Source organism: Thermoanaerobacter thermocopriae JCM 7501 (assembly GCF_001310975.1).
In the GTDB taxonomy this organism is placed as follows: domain Bacteria; phylum Bacillota; class Thermoanaerobacteria; order Thermoanaerobacterales; family Thermoanaerobacteraceae; genus Thermoanaerobacter; species Thermoanaerobacter thermocopriae.
On the sequence record NZ_BAZY01000008.1, the window covers coordinates 68,055 to 87,368 of the forward strand.

Consider the following 19,314-nt stretch of genomic DNA (forward strand, 5'->3'; position numbering starts at 1 on the left):
ATGTTAAAAAGAGGATTGACGGCTTTTGCTCTAATTCTAATATTAGTTTTAGGGGCATGGGGATATAGGCAGTACATTGAAAAAATTTCTTATCACAGGTTTTTACAAGCACAATATGACAGGTCTTTTTATCAATTGGTGTCTAATGTAGAAAATATTGAAACTTCCATGGGAAAGTTAATGGTTGCCTCTTCAGAGAAAACTATAATTCCAATTTTGGATGAAATCTGGAGAGAGGCTTTTTCTGGACAGGAGCATTTAAATCAATTACCTATCGGGCAGCCTGAAATAGATAATACTTCTAAGTTTTTAACACAGATTGGGGATTATGCTTACAGCCTTACAAAAAAAGTTGCTTTGGGGCAAAAATTATCACAACAAGATTTAGCAACTCTTACGAAATTACAAAATTATGCAGTATTTTTAGGTAAAAACCTACAAGACCTAAGGAAGAAGATTCAAGGGGGATATGAACTTGGGAACTTACGTCAAAAAGGCAGTCAAAAAATGGGGAAGATTGACAGTAAAATTTTAAATGTAAAAATGAGTAGAGTCAATCAGACTATGACAAATTACCCTACGTTGATATATGACGGTCCTTTTTCTGAAAGTTTAGCAAAGATTACGCCTAAAGGTTTAGTAGGTGCGGAAATTTCTTACGATAGAGCTGTTCAAATAGCAAAAGATTTTTATGGAAAGCCGGTAGAATCGCAAAACAAGTATAGCCCTAACAATGGAGAGATAAAAGCTTATGGGATAGAGTTAAAATCTCCAGGCAAATTACCTGTTTATATAAATGTCAGTCAAAAGGGTGGACATGTTGTATGGATGATGGACCAAAGAACTGCGGATAAGATAAATATTTCTCGATCACAAGCTTTAAAGTATGCTAAAAAATTTTTAGAAAAACACGGCTTTAAAAACATGGAAAATACTTATTCTATGAAAGCGGATGGCAGTATACAATTTAATTTTGTCCCTGTACAAAATGGGGTATATTTATATCCAGATATTCTAAAAGTGAAAGTGGCACTTGATAATGGTGACATAATCGGATTTGATGCGACAGCTTACTACATAAATCATACAGAGAGAAAATTAGAAAAACCAAAACTTACCGAAAAAGAAGCTGAACAAAAAGTAAGTAAAAACTTAAAAATAGAAGGAAGAAGATTAACACTTATTCCTTTAGAAAGTGGTAAAGAAGTATTAGCTTACGAATTTAAGGGAACCTACAAAGGAGACACTTTTTATGTGTATATAAATGCATTAAATGGAAATGAAGAAAAAATTTTAAAGGTTATAAGAACAGAACATGGAGATTTGACCATGTAGTCCATAACATAAAAGTGCTTTTAAAGTGTAAAATAATTGTAGGGCAAAAGAAGGAGGGGATGAAAATGGGTAGACGCAGAGGCTTAATGTCTGACCAACTTAAATATGAGTTGGCAAAAGAACTCGGCGTTTACGACACAGTAATGAAGGAAGGTTGGGGGAGCGTTTCTTCTAGAAATTGCGGCAATCTTGTAAAACTTGCAATTGAAAAAGCGCAACAAATGCTTGTTGAAAATTACAACAACAGAAATACCACCCTCTAAATGCCCAAAAAGTCGGGAAAGAAATGTCTTCTTTCCCGACTTTAAATTGTAAAATAAAATTTTTTTCTTGAATACATATTCTTAAAAGGGTAGAATAAAGATAATGTAAAAAAAATTAATGGAGAGTGAGAGAATGGTAAAGAAGAGAATTGCTGTTTTATTTGGAGGACAATCAGGAGAACATGAGGTCTCTTTAATGTCTGCAAAGTCTATAATAAACAATCTCGATAAAGATAAATACGAGATTTACATGGTAGGTATTACGAAAAAAGGAGAATGGTATCTATATAGGGGTGATGTAGAGAAAATAGAAACCGGAGAATGGGAAAAAGAAGGAATTCCCGCAACGATGGGAGCTTCTACAAAGTATAGAGGAATAATAACTTTTGAAGAAGGAAAAAATGTTTTTTTTCCTATAGACGTGGTATTTCCTGTATTGCATGGCCCTAATGGAGAAGATGGGACTATACAAGGGCTTTTAGAATTATTGGATATACCTTACGTAGGTGCTAATGTGCTTTCTTCTGCTTTATGCATGGATAAAGTTTTTACAAAAAGAATTTTTAAGGAAGCTGGATTGCCTACACCTGATTTTGTAGTAGTTTATAGAAAAGAAATTGGAGATTTAGAAACTATTAAAAAGAAAATTGAGCACTTAGGATATCCTTGTTTTGTAAAACCAGCTAATTTGGGATCAAGTGTTGGTATTACCAAAGTCCACAACGAGGAAGAACTTCCTGGGGCCTTGAAATTAGCTGCAAAATATGATAGAAAATTGTTGATAGAAAAAGGAATAGAGGCCAGAGAGATTGAATGCTCTGTTTTGGGGAATGAAAATCCTGAGGCTTCTGTTGCGGGAGAAATTGTACCTTCAAATGAGTTTTATGATTACAATGCCAAATATTTTGATGGAGGAAAGTCACTTCTTTTAATACCTGCTCCACTACCTGATGAAAAAATGGAAGAGATAAGAAAGCTCGCTATAAAAGCCTACAGAGCCTTGGATTTAAGAGGCATGGCGAGAGTAGACTTTTTAATGGATAGAAATACAGGCACTGTTTACCTAAATGAAGTTAACACTATTCCGGGCTTTACGAAAATAAGTATGTACCCTAAACTATGGGAAGTGAGTGGAAAGTCCTATTCGGCATTATTGGATGACTTATAAATTTAGCAATAGAAAGTAATAATGAAAAATGTAGGGAATGGTGAGAAATGAGGGAAGAAGGGGAGAGGCTGTTGAAAAAAGCGATTATATCTGTAAAGGGTACTCAAAAAAACGAGCAAAATGAATCTGATACAATAGAACTTATTACAGAAGGCAATTTTTACATTAAAGGTAATACTTTTTATGTAGTATATGAAGAAAGTGAACTCTCGGGAATGGATGGAACTACTACTACTTTAAAAATTACAGAAGACAAAGTTACATTATTACGATTTGGTACTAACAAATCTAAAATGGTTTTTGAAAAGAATAAAAGGTACGAGTCTGATTATGATACACCTTATGGAAAAATTCTTTTAGGGATTTTGCCAACGGATGTAAAGGTAGCTATGTCCGAAGCGGGCGGTGAGATTACTATAAAATATGCTCTTGATTTAAATAACAAGACTGTGAGCGATAATGAACTATACTTAAAAGTGCGGGAGGTAAACTGATTTGGAAAACATTATACAAAAAGTAAAAGATGAAATAAAAGACATGGTGATTACCGCTATTAAGAATTCTGTAAAAGAAGGTTTGATAAATATAGAATCTATTCCAGAGATAGAAATAGAGGAGCCAAAAGAAAAACAACACGGTGACCTTGCAATAAACACGGCGATGATAATGGCAAAGCAGGCTAAAATGTCTCCTAAAAAGATTGCAGAAATCATTGTTTCAAAAATGGACACTTCAAATACTTTTATAGAAAAGATTGAAGTAGCAGGACCTGGTTTTATTAATTTCTTTTTGAATGATAAATTTTTGGAAGAAACTTTAAAGCTCGTATATAAGCGAGGAAAAGATTATGGACGTGTAAATATAGGGAAGGGCAAGAAAGTACAAGTGGAATTTGTATCGGCAAATCCGACGGGTCCTATGCATATGGGAAACGCAAGAGGTGGTGCTTTGGGAGATGCTTTGGCGTCAGTGCTTGACTATGCAGGATATGATGTTACAAGAGAATTTTATATAAACGATGCAGGAAATCAGATAGAGAAGTTTGGATATTCCCTTGAGGCAAGATACCTGCAACTATTGGGTATACCGACTGAAGTGCCCGAAGGCGGCTACCACGGTGAGGACATAATAGATAGAGCAAGAGAATTTTTAGAAATATACGGAGAAAAATATAAAGATGCCCCATCAGAAGAGAGAAGAAAGGCACTCGTAGAATATGGACTTAAGAAAAATTTAGAGAAAATAAAAGAGGATTTAGCGCTTTATGGTATAGAATATGACGTGTGGTTTTCTGAACAATCTCTTTATGACAGCGGAGAAGTATATAAAGTAATTGAAGAGCTCAAGCAAAAAGGATACACTTACGAAAAAGATGGGGCTTTGTGGTTTAAAATGACATTATTTGGCGCAGAAAAAGATGATGTATTAGTAAGAGCCAATGGATTTCCCACATATCTTGCTTCTGACATAGCCTATCATAAAAATAAATTTATAACCCGCGGATTTGATTGGGTTATAAATGTGTGGGGAGCAGATCACCACGGCCATATTGCTCCTATGAAAGGGGCAATGCAGGCACTTGGTATAGACCTGACAGGCTTGATGTTGTTTTAATGCAGCTTGTGAAACTCATAGAAGGCGGTCAAGTTGTTAAAATGTCCAAAAGGACAGGCAGAATGGTGACACTACGAGATTTGATAGATGAAGTGGGCAAAGATGCAGCAAGGTTCTTTTTCAACATGAGTCTGCAGACAGCCCAATAGACTTTGACCTTGACTTGGCTAAAGAACAATCAAATGAAAACCCCGTATTTTATGTACAATATGCTCATGCGAGAATTTGCTCTATAATAAGACAGTTAGAAGAAAAGGTAAAAATAGAGAATATAGATGAGGTAGATTTAAGTCTTTTAAAAGAAGAAGAGGAAAAAGACCTTATTAAAAAATTGGCATATTTTCCGGAAGAAATTACTATTGCTGCAAGAACATTGACACCCCACAGGATTACGAGATATGTACTTGATGTGGCATCTCTTTTCCATTCTTTTTACAACAGTCATAGAGTAAAAGGCGTAGAAGAAAATTTGATGAAAGCAAGGTTTGTGCTTATATTAGCAGTAAAAACTGTTATAAAAAACGCTTTAGACATATTAAAAATAACTGCACCAGAAAGGATGTAAAAGGCGGTTTTCCGCCTATTTTTTGTGGTATAATATGGTTAGGAGGTGTTAATTTATGAATATAAAATGGTTGGGGCATGCGTGTTTTAAAATAAGTTCTGAGAGGGGAACTATTATTGTTACAGATCCTTTTGATGAATCAGTTGGGTATGCTATGCCGAATGTAAGAGCGGATATTGTGACATCTTCTCATTCCCATTTTGATCACAATTATTTTAAGGCAATAAAGGGCAATTTTGATATTGTTGACACAGTAGGAGAACATGATATAAAAGGCATAAAAATAAAAGGTGTAAGTACTTTCCACGATGAGGAGCAGGGGACAAAAAGGGGCAAAAATATAGTTTTTGTGTTTGACATTGATGGCATTAAGGTGTGTCACATGGGGGATTTGGGACATATTTTGACAGAGAAGCAAATTGAAGAAATAGGTTCTGTTGATGTACTACTTATTCCTGTAGGTGGTTATTACACAATTGATGCCAAACAAGCGGTAGAAGTGATGAATCAATTAAAACCAAAAATAACTATTCCGATGCATTACAAAACAGAGCTTATCAATTTTCCTATTGATACTGTTGACAACTTTTTAAGTATGACAGGAGGTAAAAAGATTTCATCTTCCCAGCTGGATGTGAAGAAAGAAGACCTGGGAGGAGAACCAAAGGTAATTGCTTTAAATTATCAGTAAAATTTTTTAAAAATAAATGAATATAAGAGGGCAAAAGGGGCAATATAATAGTGTAAGGTTCGTAATGGTCGAGCCAAGGTCACCATAGGACGCAAGTTCTGTGATGGCCGGCCAAAGATTGGTCTTCGATCAAAAGGTCGGATGCCAGTCGGCGGGCAGATTATAATATGTCTCTATGAAGCTTAAATTTTTAAGCTAAAAAGGATGTATTATAGTCGAGCTAAGACTATTATAGGTTCCGCAGGTCGAGGTACGTTATGTACTTAGACTGGAAGCTTTATGCAAGACGCATAAAGTTTCTAAGGTATCTGTAATAGTCGAGCATAGGTCAGTATGGGTTTTGCAATACCTTGCCTTTTAAGTAAGGTATGAAAAGATTTGTACTGGCTGAAGCGAAGACCATTACGAGCCTTACTTTTTTGTTGTGTTGACAAAAATAAAGTGGAAAGCATGTAGCTATACCAAATGGCAAGCTACAAAATGCCCTCCACCTACATCCCTATATTCTGGCACTTGTTCTCTACATATATCTTTAGCAAGAGGACATCTTGTGTGAAATTTGCAGCCTTTTGGAGGGTTAGCAGGGCTGGGGATATCTCCCTCTAAAATTATTCTTTCTCTCTTTAAGTCTGGGTCTGGAATTGGAACGGCAGACAAAAGTGCCTGGGTGTAAGGATGAAGAGGATGGTCAAAAATCTCGTCTCGCGCTGCCATTTCAACTATTGACCCAAGATACATTACAGCAACTCTTGTACTTATGTGTTCTACAACACTCAAATCGTGGGAGATAAATAAATAAGTTAATCCTTTTTGTTGTTGCAGGTCCATAAGCAGATTGATTATTTGGGCTTGTATTGATACGTCAAGTGATGATACAGGCTCATCCAACACGATAAATTCGGGGTCTAAAATGAGTGCACGGGCTATGCCAATTCTCTGACGCTGGCCACCTGAAAATTCATGAGGATAGCGGTCTATATGATAAGGAGCTAAACCGCATATTTCCATTGTTTCTATAACTTTGCCTCGCAGTTCTTCTTTTGATACCAGTCCATGGTCTAAAAGAGCTTCTCCTATGGCATCTCCTACTCTAAGACGTGGGTTTAAAGAGCTAAATGGGTCTTGAAAAACCAATTGCATTTTAGGCCTTAGTTTTCTAAGTTCACTTTTTTTGAGGCTATGAATGGGAATAGATTTATAAAAAATTTCTCCATCAGTTTTATCATACAGCCTTATTATGGTACGTCCCACTGTGCTTTTACCACATCCAGATTCTCCCACGAGACTTAAAGTTTCACCTTTATTTATAGTAAATGTTACTCCATCTACTGCTTTTACATATCCTATTGTCCTTTGTAAAATACCGCCTCGTATTGGGAAGTATTTTTTAAGGTTTTTTACTTCTATTAAAGGTTCGCTCATTTTTTCCACTCTCCTTCATAGAGCCAGCAGGCAACTTTGTGTCCCTTTTCGTCAGCTTTAAGTTGAGGTATTTGTTGGCGGCAAACTTCCATTGCGAATTCACACCTATCGCTAAAATAACAGTAATCTCCTAAACCAATAGGATTTGGTACTTGACCAGGGATTGTATACAATCTTTCTTTTCTTTGGCCAATTATTGGTTTTGCTTTTAGAAGGCCTCTTGTATAGGGGTGTTTAGGATTTTTAAAAAGTTCTTTCACTGGGGCTTCTTCAATGACTTTTCCAGCGTACATAACTACTACATAGTCAGCCATTTCAGCAACAATTCCAAGGTCATGGGTTATAAGCATTAAAGCCATATTCCTTTCCTGCTTTATTTTTCTCAAAAGGTCAAGAATTTGGGCTTGAATTGTAACATCAAGAGCGGTGGTTGGTTCGTCAGCTATGAGGAGTTTCGGGTCACAACTTAAAGCGATTGCAATCATTATACGCTGTCTCATGCCACCACTTAACTCATGAGGATAACTTGTCATTATCTGTTCAGCTCTTGGGATTCCAACTTGTTTTATAAGTTCAACAGCCTTATTCCAAGCCTCTTTTTTATTCATGAGTTTATGAACCATCAAAGGCTCCATTATTTGTTCTCCAATTGTTAACACAGGGTTTAAAGAAGTCATGGGTTCTTGAAATACCATGCCTATTTCATTACCGCGTATTTTTCTCATTTCTGTTTCACTTAATTTAAGCACGTCCCGTCCATCAAAGATTATTTCTCCCCCTTCAATTTTTCCCGGAGGTGATTGAATTAACCTCATTAAAGACAAAGCAGTTACACTTTTTCCACAGCCAGATTCACCAACTACACACACCGTTTCCCCTTCTCGTATAGAAAAACTAACGTCATTTACTGCTTTTACAACACCCTCTGATGTATAGAAAAAAGTTTTGAGGTTACGAAACTCCACTAAGTTTTTTGCCATTTTGATTCCTCCTAAATTTTTTGTCTAGGATCAAAAGCGTCTCTTAAGGCATCGCCAATAAAGTTTATAGCTACAACAGACAGCATTATGGCGACACCCGGTGGAATCCAAAGCCACGGACGCTTCACAAAATCGATCATGTTGTTTGCGGCAGAGAGCATATAACCCCATGAAGGTGTTGGAGGGACTACTCCAAGTCCTAAGAAACTTAAAGCAGATTCTAATAATATTGCGTTAGCTACTCCTAGTGTTGCAGCAACGATGACAGTTGGTAAAACGTTGGGGAAAAGGTGTTTTATTATTTTTTTACTATCTCTTAAACCCAAAACTTCTGTTGCCAGCATAAATTCTTGCTCTTTTAAACTTAGTATCTGACTTCTTACAAGTCTTGCAAGTCCTACCCACGATATAAATCCTAAAATGAACATGACATAATATATTCTTTGCGAAGGTGGAATTTTTAAGTCAGACATTATTGCACCTAGCATGATTAAAATAGGAAGACCTGGCATAGCATAAATGATATCTGCTAATCTCATTATTATGACATCTAACCAACCTCCGTAATATCCTGCGATGGAGCCTAATGTTCCACCAATTAAAACAATTATTAAAGTAGCAGCAATCCCTATTGTGAGGGAAATTCTACCTGCAAGCATAAGCCTTAAAAGTACATCTCTTCCTAGATTATCTGTACCAAGCCAATGTTCTGCACTGGGTGGTTGATTTCCTTTTGATACATCTATTTTTGCATCCAGATAAGGCGAAAAATAAGGCCCTACAAATGAGAACAGTAACATAAAAGTCAAAATTACCAGTCCCAATATGGCGTATTTATTTTTTAAAAATCTATGAAAAGCGTCTTTCCAAATCGAAGGTGCTTTTTTTAAATTATTTTTCTTTTTATAGTCAAGAGGTTTGAGTTGTTCCAAGCTCTATCCCCCCTATTTAAGTCTTACACGTGGATCAGCGATGCCATACAAAACGTCAGCTAAAATATTTGCTAAAATTGTAAGAACAGTTATGAGCATTGTGTATCCCAAAAATAACGGATAATCCCTTATATAAATTCCTTCTAAAACTACTTTACCAATACCTGGCCAATTATATATTCTTTCTGTTATCATTGCACCTGCAAATAAGCTAGGTAATTCTAAAGTAAACAAAGTGATCAAAGGTAGAAGAGCATTTCTTAAAGCATGTTTAAAAATAACAGTTCTTTCCTTCAAGCCTTTAGCTCTGGCAGTCCTTATATAGTCTTGCTTTATGACTTCTAACATATTTGCCCTAAAATAGCGGCTTAAACCCCCTACACTTATTAAAGTTAGAGTAGCAACAGGAAGTACCATATGTTTTGCGACGTCAACTATATGAGCCCATCCAGTATAGTTAGAACCAGTTGTTATCATGCCCCCCAGTGGGAACCACCTGAGGTCTACTGCGAAGATTTTAAGCATAACAAGACCTAAGAAGAAAGAGGGCAAAGAGTAAAGGATAAATACAAGAAGGGTAGCTATAGTGTCAAATACAGAATACTGCCGTATAGCAGAATAGATACCTACTATAGAGGCAATTAACCATTCAAAAAACATTATGGCTACTCCCAATATAAATGAATTCCATATAAAATCATTTATTACTTGTATAACAGGTTTTTTAAACATTAAAGAGTCGCCCAAATCACCTTTTAAAACACCGCTTGCCCAAGAAATATACCTTTGCGGTAATGGTTTGTCCAATCCATAAAGGGCCCTTAATTGTGCGGCCCTTTCCTCAGTCATCTTAGGATTTTGAAGTTGAGAGGTGACGTAGTCACCAGGTGCCATTGCAAAAATTAAAAATATTATTATAGAAGCTCCAATTAATGTAGGAATACTCTGCAATAGTCTGCGTATAATAAACTGAGTCATTTTATCCCTCCTAATAGATGAAAAGCCCGGCCCTTAACAGTCCGGGCTTTTTAAGTTTAAATTAGTACTGAAGAATTTCTGCTTGATATAGGGATTCTGTGAAATCTCTGAAGGATGAAATCTGGAATCCTACTACTCTGCAATTCTTTGCATTGAGGTCATTTCTCTGATACAGGAAGATATATGGCAAGTCATCGTTTAATACTTTGTAAAGTTCATGATAAATTTCTTTACGCTTATTAATATCTATTTCTTCACGGCCCTTTAGGATAAGTTCATCAACTTTTGGATTTGCATATCCTATTTTATTCTGAGACCCTTTTGAGAAGAATGTAGTATAAGGATCTGGTTCAGGAGTTAATCCCCAAGCCATGAAGTACATTTCAAAATCGCCTTTATTGACCTTTTCAATTATGGCGTTGAAATCAAGAGGTTCTGCCACAAATTCTATACCCAATTCTTTATAATTTTCTACTGCCATTGGCACTAATGCATCATTTACTGGATTAGGTGATGAAGCTAGGAAGTGAATAGTAAATTTCTGGCCATCTTTATAACGATAACCATCAGGGCCAACTTTCCAACCAGCTTCATCTAAAAGCTGCTTAGCCTTTTCTGGGTTATAGTCATAATGTATTATGTCTTTTTCATCTGGATATGCCCATGATACTTTAGACTGTGGCACATCTCTTACTTCTGCTAAACCTTGATATACAGCATCGACTATAGCTTGGCGGTTAAGACCATAGGCTAATGCTTTACGCACTCTTACATCTTGGAATTTTGGCAGTTTGTGATTGAAAGCTATATAGCCATAACCATTAGTTGGAAGCAAGCTATAATCAACAAATCCAAGGCTTTCTAGCAACTCTACGTTATCTTTCTTTGCTGTGATGTTTGAGGTCTCATAGTCTGTTTCACCGGTTTGTAACATTTGAACAGCTGTTTCCTCTGTTGTAGTTTTAAAAATCAAGTGTTTAATTTTTGGAGCACCTTTCCAGTAATTCTCATTTGCTACTAAGCGAACTTCTTGACCAGGAACAAATTTTTCAAATACATATGGCCCTGATCCAAGTGGTTGTTGTTCAAGAGCCTTTACTCCATCTAATTTGCCTTTAGCAAAGTCTTTTCCATAGTAGTGCTGAGGAATAACTGGAATGTTAAGGTCTGATAAAGAAGTTCCTAAAACTTTTTCTAATTGAATCTGTATTGTATGGTCATCTATTACTTTTATCCCTTCAATTTTGTCTGCATTTCCTTCATTATATTCTTTAAACCCTTTGATTCCTGCTGCAGATAAAGCAATTGGCCCATCATAAGTAGGATCAGCTAGTACATAATAAGAAAATTCTACATCCTTAGCTGTCAAAGGTGTTCCATCACTAAATTTCACGTCATCTCTTAAATGGAATGTGATAGTATTATTATCTTTGTCTATATCCCAACTCTTTGCAAGAGATGGAATGTATGTTCCATCGAAGTCTACCTCTAGTAGACTATTAAACATAGCGCTGTTTACGTAAATGTCGTATGCTGCTTCAGCATAAAGAGGATTAAAAACCCCTTTTGGTGCATAGAGACCTATTATGAGTGTGTCTGTGCGAGACTTTGATGCTTCTGGTATTTTTGAAGTGTCTTTTGCTTTAGTCCAGTTGTCACTATCTTGAACTGAAGCGGTGGGAGTTGACTTAGTTTCTTCGGAAGGCTGAGTCGATTGGTTTTCTGTCTTGCCACAGGAAGTCAAGATAACAGATAGGGTAAAAATTAAGATTACGACTAGAGGAAGCCACTTTTTTCTTAGCATTTTTTAATCCCCCTTATAATTTTATTTATAATATAATTAGCAATTATATAGTTAGCTTCTATTATAGCATATCTAATATATGTTCGCAATATATCTGCTAAAAATGTAAGTTCTTTAGGTGTTTTTTGAATTTCGTGCATATATTTTTAAATATATTAAAATACAGACATAAAAACTGTTAATGATTTTTAAAAGTCTATTTTAATTTTATGCAAACAAAAGGCATTTTAGTACACATTTTGAGAATTTTTTCATAAAAATTTAATAAAACTTCAAAAAAACTTGCAAAAACAGAAGTTAATTTAAAATTTAATATTATTTTTAAGTTAAAAATGGTTTTTGATTAATAAAAAGTAAAGAAATAATAAAATTATTTTTCTATCGCTTTCTTATTTTGGTTTCGGACAATTTTGGAATAAGACTCAATTCTTATCTTAAAAAATATTGATTTATAAACAATTATTGGTATAATATTTTCTATAAAATATAAAGCTAAGATGGTGATAGGATGAAAGACAATTTTGTTCCTGAAGTAACTTCACTTTTAAGGCAAAAAATGGTTTTAGTTCCTGAGGTCATTCATCAAAAAGCTTCAGGTATAAAAGTTTATGGGAAATTAATAAAATCTCTCGTTTTTACCACAGACATCGCTCTTATTAGAAATACTAATGCTCATGCTGTTTTAGCTGTGTATCCTTTTACTCCTCAACCGGTGATTACTCATGCTCTTATGATGGCAGCAGATATTCCTGTGTTTTGCGGTGTAGGTGGAGGACTTACACAAGGGAGACGGGTTATAAACTTGGCTCTTGATGCTGAATTTCAGGGTGCCATGGGGGTTGTTGTAAATGCTCCAACTGCCAACGACATAATTAAAAAAATGAGAGCAGCAATAGACATACCTATCGTTGTAACTATTGTCTCAGAAAAAGAAGACATAAAAGGGAGAGTGGAAGCTGGTGCTACAATACTCAACATATCTGGTGCACAAAAGACACCTGATATAGTAAAATATGTAAGGGATATTTGCCCGGATATACCAATCATTGCTACAGGAGGCCCTACAGAAGAGACTATTTTAAAAACAATAGAAGCAGGTGCTAATGCTATATCTTATACTCCTCCTACAAATGCGGAAATTTTTTCTGAGGTAATGGACAAATATAGGAAAGAAAAAGAATGAGAATAAAATAAACGGGCTTTTTAGTTCTTTTATCGGTTTGCTTCATTAAATAAGTATAATGCAAAAGAATTTTTGTTTACAAAGTTAACTATGATATAATAAATTAAAACATTTAATAACGGGGAGAGGATGAGGATGCAATACAGACAATTTGGCAAACTAAGTGTAGCAGTATCTGCTTTGGGATTTGGTTTGATGAGACTTCCTGTAATTGATAACGACAACAATAAAATAGATGAGGCTGAAGCGATAAAGATGATAAAGTATGCCATTGACAATGGCGTAAATTATATTGATACAGCATGGCCGTATCATGGAGGTAACAGCGAAATAATTGCAGGTAAAGCTTTAAAAAATGGTTACCGAGAAAGAACTTTTCTTGCTACGAAACTTCCCACCTGGTTAATTAATGAAAAAGAAGACATGGACAAATATTTAAATGAACAGCTCAAAAAACTTCAGACAGACCACATAGATTTTTATCTTTTGCATGCTTTAGATAAAAATAAATGGGAGAACATGAAAAAAGTTGATGCTTTAAGCTGGGCTGAAAAGAAAAAACAAGAAGGAAGATAAGATACATAGGGTTTTCTTTTCACGATGAGTATCCCGTATTCCAAGAAATTGTAGATTATTATGACAAATGGGATTTCTGTCAAATACAATATAACTATATGGACATAGACGTACAAGCAGGAGAAAAAGGGCTAAAATATGCTGCTTCAAAGGGTTTAGGTGTTGTAATAATGGAGCCTATAAGAGGAGGAAGGCTTGCCAACCCTCCACAAGCAGTGCGAGACATTTGGGATACTGCAAAGGTTAAGCGTACCCCTGCTGAGTGGGCACTTCAATGGTTATGGAATCAGCCAGAAGTTTCGGTTGTTTTAAGTGGTATGAGTACCTTTGAGCAGTTAAAAGAAAATATAGAAAGTGCAAAAAGGTCAGGAGTAAATATCCTTACAAAAGAGGAACTTGAGATTGTAAATAGAGTTAGAAACAAATACAAAGAGCTTTCTCCAATTGCTTGTACGGGGTGCAATTACTGTATGCCTTGTCCAAATGGAGTAAATATACCGAAAAACTTTGAGCTTTACAATGAGGCTCATATGTATAACACTTATGAAGATAACCGCAGGGGTTATGAAAACTTGAAGGATGCAAAAGCGAGTTCCTGTATTGAGTGTGGTACCTGTGAGAGCGTATGTCCACAACATCTTACAATAATTGAGTATCTTAAAGAGGTTGCAGATTATTTTGAAAGAGCATAGCGAAAAAGGAGAAGAAGTTTTATATTTTGCTTCTTCTCCTTTTTATGTAATACCGTGGCGAAAAGCTGTTAAAAATATTGCTATTCCAAGAAGAAAGCAGATAAGACCTAGTAATAAAATGATGGCCAAATAAGATTTTTTCTCCATTTAGTCTACCGCTCCTTTTAAAAACATATTTCTATAGTATAGACGAAAAAATTTGCTTTTAGTTTCATTTTTTTAAAATTTTTCTATAAATTTTTGGCTGGTTTCATTGTTTATGAGGGGGAGTTTTATATGTTTGAGTTTTCTGAAGAGATGTTAACTCCGGAATATTGGCTTAGAAAATTAGACAATGCTGATAAGGCTATTATGACACAACGAGAGATTGAAAACTTTAATGGAAAGATAATAAATAAGGTAGCTACAGTATATAACCTTGAGACATACGAAAATAATTTAAAAAAAGATGAACTTATTAAATTGATTAAAAGTTATGAGATACCTAAAAAGCCTATGTACGATAAGTATGGTAATCTCATAAAAAAAGACTTTTATGAAGATATAATAAAAAATACAAATTTAGAAGAAGTTGAGGATGTAAATTCTGCTATGTACGGTTTAGCAATTAAGAATACTTCTCTAAGAAGTTTTCCTACGAAAGAAGCTATTTTTGACAAACAAGGGGATATAGAAATTGACAGGTTTCAAGAGACAGGGTGTCAAGCTTTAGAACCTGTAATTATTTTACACAAAAGCAAAGATAAAAAATGGTTTTTTATACAGATGTATAATTACAGAGGATGGGTTAAAGCAGAGGACATTGCAATTGCAAAAAACAAAAAAGAGCTATTTGATTATGTAAATTCCTATAAATTTTTGATTGTTACAGGAAACTACATAAAGACTCAGTACAACCCTTTTGATAAAAGCATTTCTAAACTGGAATTTACTATGGGTACTAAAATATATCTTGAAGAAGAAAAAAAATTACGAAAAGTTGGTAATCAATCAGTGGAAGGAAACTATCTTGTAAAGTTACCTATTAGGAATAAAGAAGGGAATCTTGAGTTTAGACATGCTTTGATTTCAAAAAAGGAAGATGTAAATGTCGGGTACCTTCCTATACAAGAGAAAATATTCTAAAACAAGCTTTTAAACTTTTAGGTGATAGGTATGGGTGGGGAGATAGTTTTGGGGGAAGAGATTGTTCAAGCTATATAATGTATGTTTTTAAAACCTTTGGCATAAGGCTTCCTAGGAATGCTAATGATCAGGAAATAAGCGGGGACAAATCCTATAAATTTACTGAGGGAATGTCAATTGAAGAAAGGATAAAGGTTTTTGGTAGTGTAAAACCGGGGGCATTAGTCTATATGCCAGAGCATGCTATGATTTATATTGGAAAAGAAAAAGGTATTCCTTATATAATACATGACTTTCATGGATATGGAGAGAAAAAAGAAGGTAGATATGAATTTGTTCCTGTAAATGAGGTCATGGTAACCTCAAGTCTTTTGACAACAATTTCAGGAGTGCCTTTTATAGAAAAATTTACTTCTATTTTGGAAATAGAATAAGGGCAAACTGAAAATTTACCCTTATTCTCCATAGGCTTTTCTATATATTTCTGCAATTTCTGATACCAATGGCATTCTTGGATTTGAACCGGTGCACTGGTCGTTGAAGCTATATCAGCCATTTCCATTATTTGTTTTTCAAATTCTTCTTTGTTTATTCCCGCATCTTTAAGTGTAAGAGGAAGATTTAACTCTTTCATGAGATTTTTTATTGCTTCAATGAGACTTTTTACTCCTTCATCAGTGGTTGATGCAGGAAGTCCTAAGAATTTTGCAATTTCTGCGTATTTCTCGGCTGCTTTGGGATATTCATATTGTGGGAATGAGGCAAATTTTTTAGGTAACTCAGCATTGTATTCTATGACATAGGGCAGAAGTATCGCATTTGCCCTTCCGTGGGGAAGGTGGAATTTAGCGCCAAGTATGTGGGCCATACTGTGGTTTATTCCTAAAAATGCATTTGTGAATGCCATTCCTGCTATGCAAGAAGCATTGTGCATCTTTTCGCGGGCGACTTTGTCTTGTCCGTTTTTATATGCTTTAGGGAGATATTCAAATATCAGTTTTATGGCTTTTTCTGCGAGGGCGTCTGTATAGTCTGATGCCATAACGGATACATAAGCTTCAATGGCATGAGTTAAAGCATCCATACCTGTATCTGCAGTTACAGAGGGTGGAATTGTCATGACAAAGTCAGGGTCTATTATAGCAATATCTGGTGTCAATTCGTAATCTGTAAGAGGGTACTTTATATTTTTCTTTTTGTCTGTTATAACTGCAAAGGCTGTGACTTCAGAACCTGTACCGCTGGTGGTTGGTATTGCGATAAATAAAGCGTTTTTGCCGAGTTCAGGAAATCTATAAGTTCTTTTTCTTATGTCCATGAACTTTAACCTTAAGTCTTCAAATTTTGTGTCAGGGTACTCATAAAAAAGCCACATTCCCTTTGCTGCGTCTATTGCAGAACCACCACCTATAGCTATTAGTAAGTCAGGCTCGAACTCCTTCATTATTTTTATCCCTTTTTCTACAGTGTCAACTGATGGGTCTGGTTCTACTTCAGAGAAAATTTCATATTTAATATTTGCTTTATCTAATTGATATGTCACTTTATCTACAAAACCTAATTTAACCATCGCAGGGTCTGTTACAATAAAGGCTTTTTTGCCTTTTACTTGTGATAGATACTGTATTGACCCTCTTTCAAAATAGATTTGTGGTGGAACTCTGAACCATTTCATTCTCTCTTTTCTTATAAAAACTCGTTTTATATTTATAAGGTTATAAACACTTACATTATCTGTTGTTGAATTTCCACCCATTGTACCGCAACCCAAAGTCAAAGATGGAGTAGCCGTGTTATAAATGTTTCCAATAGCGCCTTGTGAAGCAGGGGCGTTTACAAGGATTCTACTTGCTTGTACTCTATTTGCAAATTCATTAATAATTTGTTGGTTTTCAGAATGTATTACCGCAGAGTGACCAAGTCCGCCGAATTGTATCATTTCTTCGCATCTTTTTATACCTTCTTTGTAATCTTTGACTGTGTATAAAGCAAGTATTGGGCTTAGTTTTTCTCTGGATAGAGGATATTCAGGACCTACAGCTGGATATTCAGCTACAAGTATTTTGGTATTTTCAGGAACTTTAAATCCAGCCATTTGAGCAATTTTCACTGCAGGCTGACCCACAACTGCTGGATTCATTAAACCGGTGTTTTTGTCTATAGCGAATTCTTCTAACTTTTTAGTTTCTTCTTTATTTAAGAAATAGCAACCATATTCTCTCATTAATTTTTTTACTTCATTGGCTATTTCTTCATCTATTATCACAGCTTGTTCTGATGCGCATACTGTGCCATTGTCAAAAGTTTTGCTAAGTATTAGGTCTGAGACCGCTCTTTTAATATTTGCAGTTTTTTCAATGTAGCAGGGGACATTGCCAGGACCTACGCCAAGGGCGGGTTTTCCTGAGCTATAAGCAGCTTTTACCATTCCTGCACCGCCTGTTGCGAGGATAAGGGAGACACCGGGATGTGTCATGAGAAGTTGCGTTGCTTCAATTGAAGGTGTTTCAATCCAACCTATGCATCCTTCGGGAGCACCCGCCTTTAATGCTGCCTCGTACATGGTCTTTGCTGCTTCTATACTACATTTTAATGCTTTGGGATGGAAACTAAAAATTATTGGATTTCTTGTTTTAATAGCAATTAGGCATTTGAACATTGTTGTAGAAGTAGGGTTTGTGACAGGTGTTACTCCGGCTATAATTCCTACAGGCTCTGCCACTTCCATATAATTTTCTTCTAAGTTTTCTTTGAGGATGCCTACAGTTTTTTTTGTCTTTTATATAATTGTACACATATTCTACTGCAAAGAGATTTTTCGTTATTTTGTCTTCATAAACACCCATTTTTGTTTCTTCATGAGCTAATCTTGCCAGTTCTACATGCTTTTCTATGCCCGTTAGTGCATAGCTTTGACTATTTCATCAATTTGCTGCTGAGTGTATGACATGAATTTTTCTTGGGCTCTTTTCGCCCTTTCTACTAATAGGTCTATTTGTTTTTTAACATCTGTTGTTTCTTTTACTTCTGTTTTTTCTTTTGCTTCCTTTTTTTCTTGTAATAAAGTAGGCATAAGCACACCTCCATATTGATAATAATTTAACAAAATATTTTAATAAAATAAAGAGATTGTTAGGCGATTCTTAAAAATTTTAGGGTATATTATAAAAACTTTCGGCTTATCAACGGTATTTTGTGCAATATTTCAATTGTTATTCATTTAACAATCTCTTAACACTTTTATAGTACAACAACGATTCAATTTTGTCAATAGAGTTAAAATAGCCTGAAACGATTACTCAAAAAATTTTACAATATTTTTTCACGGTGTGTTATAATTAATTTGCCAGTTTTTATAGTTTTAAGGAGATGAGACTGTGATATATAAAAAATTTGTGTCACCTATTGGTATACTTACAATCTTTTCGTCAGGTAAAGGTGTATGCCGCATTGACTTTGAAAATGAAAAATCTTCATTAGAAGGCTTTAAGGAAGGCAGCGATTTATATATTGAAGAGTGTATGCATCAACTTGGTTTGTATTTTAGTAAGGAATTAAAAAAATTCAATTTACAGATAGATTTACAAGGTACAGATTTTCAAAAAGCTGTGTGGTGTGAAATTTCAAAAATTCCCTATGGGGAAGTTAAAACATATGGAGAAATTGCTAAATTAATTGGAAAACCAAAAGCAGCAAGAGCAGTTGGGCAAGCTCTTAATAAAAATCCTATTCCCATTATTATACCGTGTCATAGAGTTATTGGAAGTAAGGGCGATTTAGTAGGCTTTGGAGGGGGGATTGAGATAAAAAAGTTTTTATTAAGACATGAAGGGGTAGAGGTGTAAAACCGCTATAAAATTTTTAGCGGTGTCTTTTATTTTATTTTTGAAAAATTTTTAAGAAGTGTTGACATGATATTATAAAAGGAATAAAATATATTTTGCATTAGAAATATTCAGATACAAAATATTCGCATACGAAACAAT

At 35.0% G+C, this 19,314-nt stretch carries 12 protein-coding genes and 5 pseudogenes; 11 read left to right on the forward strand and 6 right to left on the reverse strand.

Features of this window, described 5'->3' with window-relative positions:
- The 6 genes and pseudogenes from ypeB to JCM7501_RS05115 all read left to right on the forward strand — a co-directional run bounded on the left by ypeB (position 1) and on the right by JCM7501_RS05115 (position 5,636).
- A complete protein-coding gene (gene ypeB / locus JCM7501_RS05090) occupies positions 1-1,335 on the forward strand; it encodes a germination protein YpeB (RefSeq protein ID WP_028992338.1) in 1,335 nt (444 codons plus the stop codon).
- Positions 1,336-1,400: 65 nt separating this feature from the next.
- Positions 1,401-1,598, forward strand: a complete 198-nt coding sequence (locus JCM7501_RS05095; protein ID WP_028992339.1) for a small, acid-soluble spore protein, alpha/beta type — start codon at positions 1,401-1,403, stop codon at positions 1,596-1,598.
- Positions 1,599-1,731: 133 nt separating this feature from the next.
- Positions 1,732-2,810: pseudogene (locus JCM7501_RS05100) on the forward strand (D-alanine--D-alanine ligase family protein).
- 27 nt (positions 2,811-2,837) lie between these two features.
- Positions 2,838-3,260: a YwiB family protein gene (locus tag JCM7501_RS05105; RefSeq protein WP_028992341.1), complete on the forward strand. Its 423-nt coding sequence runs from the start codon at positions 2,838-2,840 to the stop codon at positions 3,258-3,260.
- 1 nt (position 3,261) lies between these two features.
- Positions 3,262-4,945 (forward strand): annotated as a pseudogene (gene argS, locus JCM7501_RS05110) (arginine--tRNA ligase).
- A 55-nt stretch (positions 4,946-5,000) separates the two neighbouring features.
- A complete protein-coding gene (locus JCM7501_RS05115; protein ID WP_028992343.1) occupies positions 5,001-5,636 on the forward strand; it encodes an MBL fold metallo-hydrolase in 636 nt (211 codons plus the stop codon).
- Between the two features lie 456 nt (positions 5,637-6,092).
- On the opposite strand, the gene JCM7501_RS05120 is transcribed toward JCM7501_RS05115, so the two are convergent.
- From JCM7501_RS05120 to JCM7501_RS05140, 5 genes are all read right to left on the reverse strand, one after another.
- A complete protein-coding gene (locus tag JCM7501_RS05120; protein ID WP_028992344.1) occupies positions 6,093-7,058 on the reverse strand; it encodes an ABC transporter ATP-binding protein in 966 nt (321 codons plus the stop codon).
- Complete coding sequence (locus tag JCM7501_RS05125; protein WP_013150942.1) at positions 7,055-8,038, reverse strand: ABC transporter ATP-binding protein; 984 nt, start codon at positions 8,036-8,038, stop codon at positions 7,055-7,057. Before JCM7501_RS05125 ends, JCM7501_RS05120 begins: the two co-directional genes overlap by 4 nt.
- Positions 8,039-8,049: 11 nt before the next feature.
- Positions 8,050-8,970 (reverse strand): oligopeptide ABC transporter permease, encoded by a 921-nt coding sequence (gene opp4C / locus JCM7501_RS05130; RefSeq protein WP_012996110.1) that lies wholly within the window; start codon positions 8,968-8,970, stop codon positions 8,050-8,052.
- Between the two features lie 12 nt (positions 8,971-8,982).
- Positions 8,983-9,948 (reverse strand): ABC transporter permease, encoded by a 966-nt coding sequence (locus JCM7501_RS05135; RefSeq protein WP_028992345.1) that lies wholly within the window; start codon positions 9,946-9,948, stop codon positions 8,983-8,985.
- Between the two features lie 61 nt (positions 9,949-10,009).
- The gene (locus JCM7501_RS05140; protein WP_028992346.1) at positions 10,010-11,752 is read right to left on the reverse strand and encodes an ABC transporter substrate-binding protein; all 1,743 of its coding nucleotides are present in this window, start codon (positions 11,750-11,752) and stop codon (positions 10,010-10,012) included.
- A gap of 508 nt (positions 11,753-12,260) precedes the next feature.
- Here JCM7501_RS05140 and JCM7501_RS05145 point away from each other — a divergent pair.
- The 4 genes and pseudogenes from JCM7501_RS05145 (at position 12,261) to JCM7501_RS05155 (ending at position 15,762) form a co-directional block, all read left to right on the forward strand.
- Complete coding sequence (locus tag JCM7501_RS05145; protein WP_012996107.1) at positions 12,261-12,935, forward strand: beta/alpha barrel domain-containing protein; 675 nt, start codon at positions 12,261-12,263, stop codon at positions 12,933-12,935.
- A gap of 135 nt (positions 12,936-13,070) precedes the next feature.
- Positions 13,071-14,203 (forward strand): annotated as a pseudogene (locus JCM7501_RS05150) (aldo/keto reductase).
- Positions 14,190-14,336, forward strand: coding sequence for a hypothetical protein (locus tag JCM7501_RS12905; protein ID WP_154653790.1), 147 nt, complete (start codon positions 14,190-14,192; stop codon positions 14,334-14,336). Before JCM7501_RS05150 ends, JCM7501_RS12905 begins: the two are co-directional and overlap by 14 nt.
- A 143-nt stretch (positions 14,337-14,479) precedes the next feature.
- Positions 14,480-15,762, forward strand: a pseudogene (locus tag JCM7501_RS05155) (SH3 domain-containing protein).
- Positions 15,763-15,783: 21 nt separating this feature from the next.
- On the opposite strand, the pseudogene adhE reads toward JCM7501_RS05155, so the two are convergent.
- Positions 15,784-18,401, reverse strand: a pseudogene (gene adhE / locus JCM7501_RS05160) (bifunctional acetaldehyde-CoA/alcohol dehydrogenase).
- 304 nt (positions 18,402-18,705) lie between these two features.
- Between adhE and JCM7501_RS05165 the strand changes: the two are divergent.
- The gene (locus JCM7501_RS05165; protein ID WP_028992350.1) at positions 18,706-19,173 is read left to right on the forward strand and encodes a methylated-DNA--[protein]-cysteine S-methyltransferase; all 468 of its coding nucleotides are present in this window, start codon (positions 18,706-18,708) and stop codon (positions 19,171-19,173) included.
- Positions 19,174-19,314: the final 141 nt, after the last annotated feature.

Excerpts from the sequence above, each read along its gene's own strand:
- ypeB (WP_028992338.1), top strand. The coding sequence starts at position 1 with ATGTTAAAAAGAGGATTGACGGCTTTTGCTCTAATTCTAATATTAGTT.
- JCM7501_RS05095 (WP_028992339.1), top strand. The coding sequence starts at position 1,401 with ATGGGTAGACGCAGAGGCTTAATGTCTGACCAACTTAAATATGAGTTG.
- JCM7501_RS05115 (WP_028992343.1), top strand. The coding sequence starts at position 5,001 with ATGAATATAAAATGGTTGGGGCATGCGTGTTTTAAAATAAGTTCTGAG.
- JCM7501_RS05120 (WP_028992344.1), bottom strand. The coding sequence starts at position 7,058 with ATGAGCGAACCTTTAATAGAAGTAAAAAACCTTAAAAAATACTTCCCA.
- JCM7501_RS05125 (WP_013150942.1), bottom strand. The coding sequence starts at position 8,038 with ATGGCAAAAAACTTAGTGGAGTTTCGTAACCTCAAAACTTTTTTCTAT.
- JCM7501_RS05135 (WP_028992345.1), bottom strand. The coding sequence starts at position 9,948 with ATGACTCAGTTTATTATACGCAGACTATTGCAGAGTATTCCTACATTA.
- JCM7501_RS05140 (WP_028992346.1), bottom strand. The coding sequence starts at position 11,752 with ATGCTAAGAAAAAAGTGGCTTCCTCTAGTCGTAATCTTAATTTTTACC.
- JCM7501_RS05145 (WP_012996107.1), top strand. The coding sequence starts at position 12,261 with ATGAAAGACAATTTTGTTCCTGAAGTAACTTCACTTTTAAGGCAAAAA.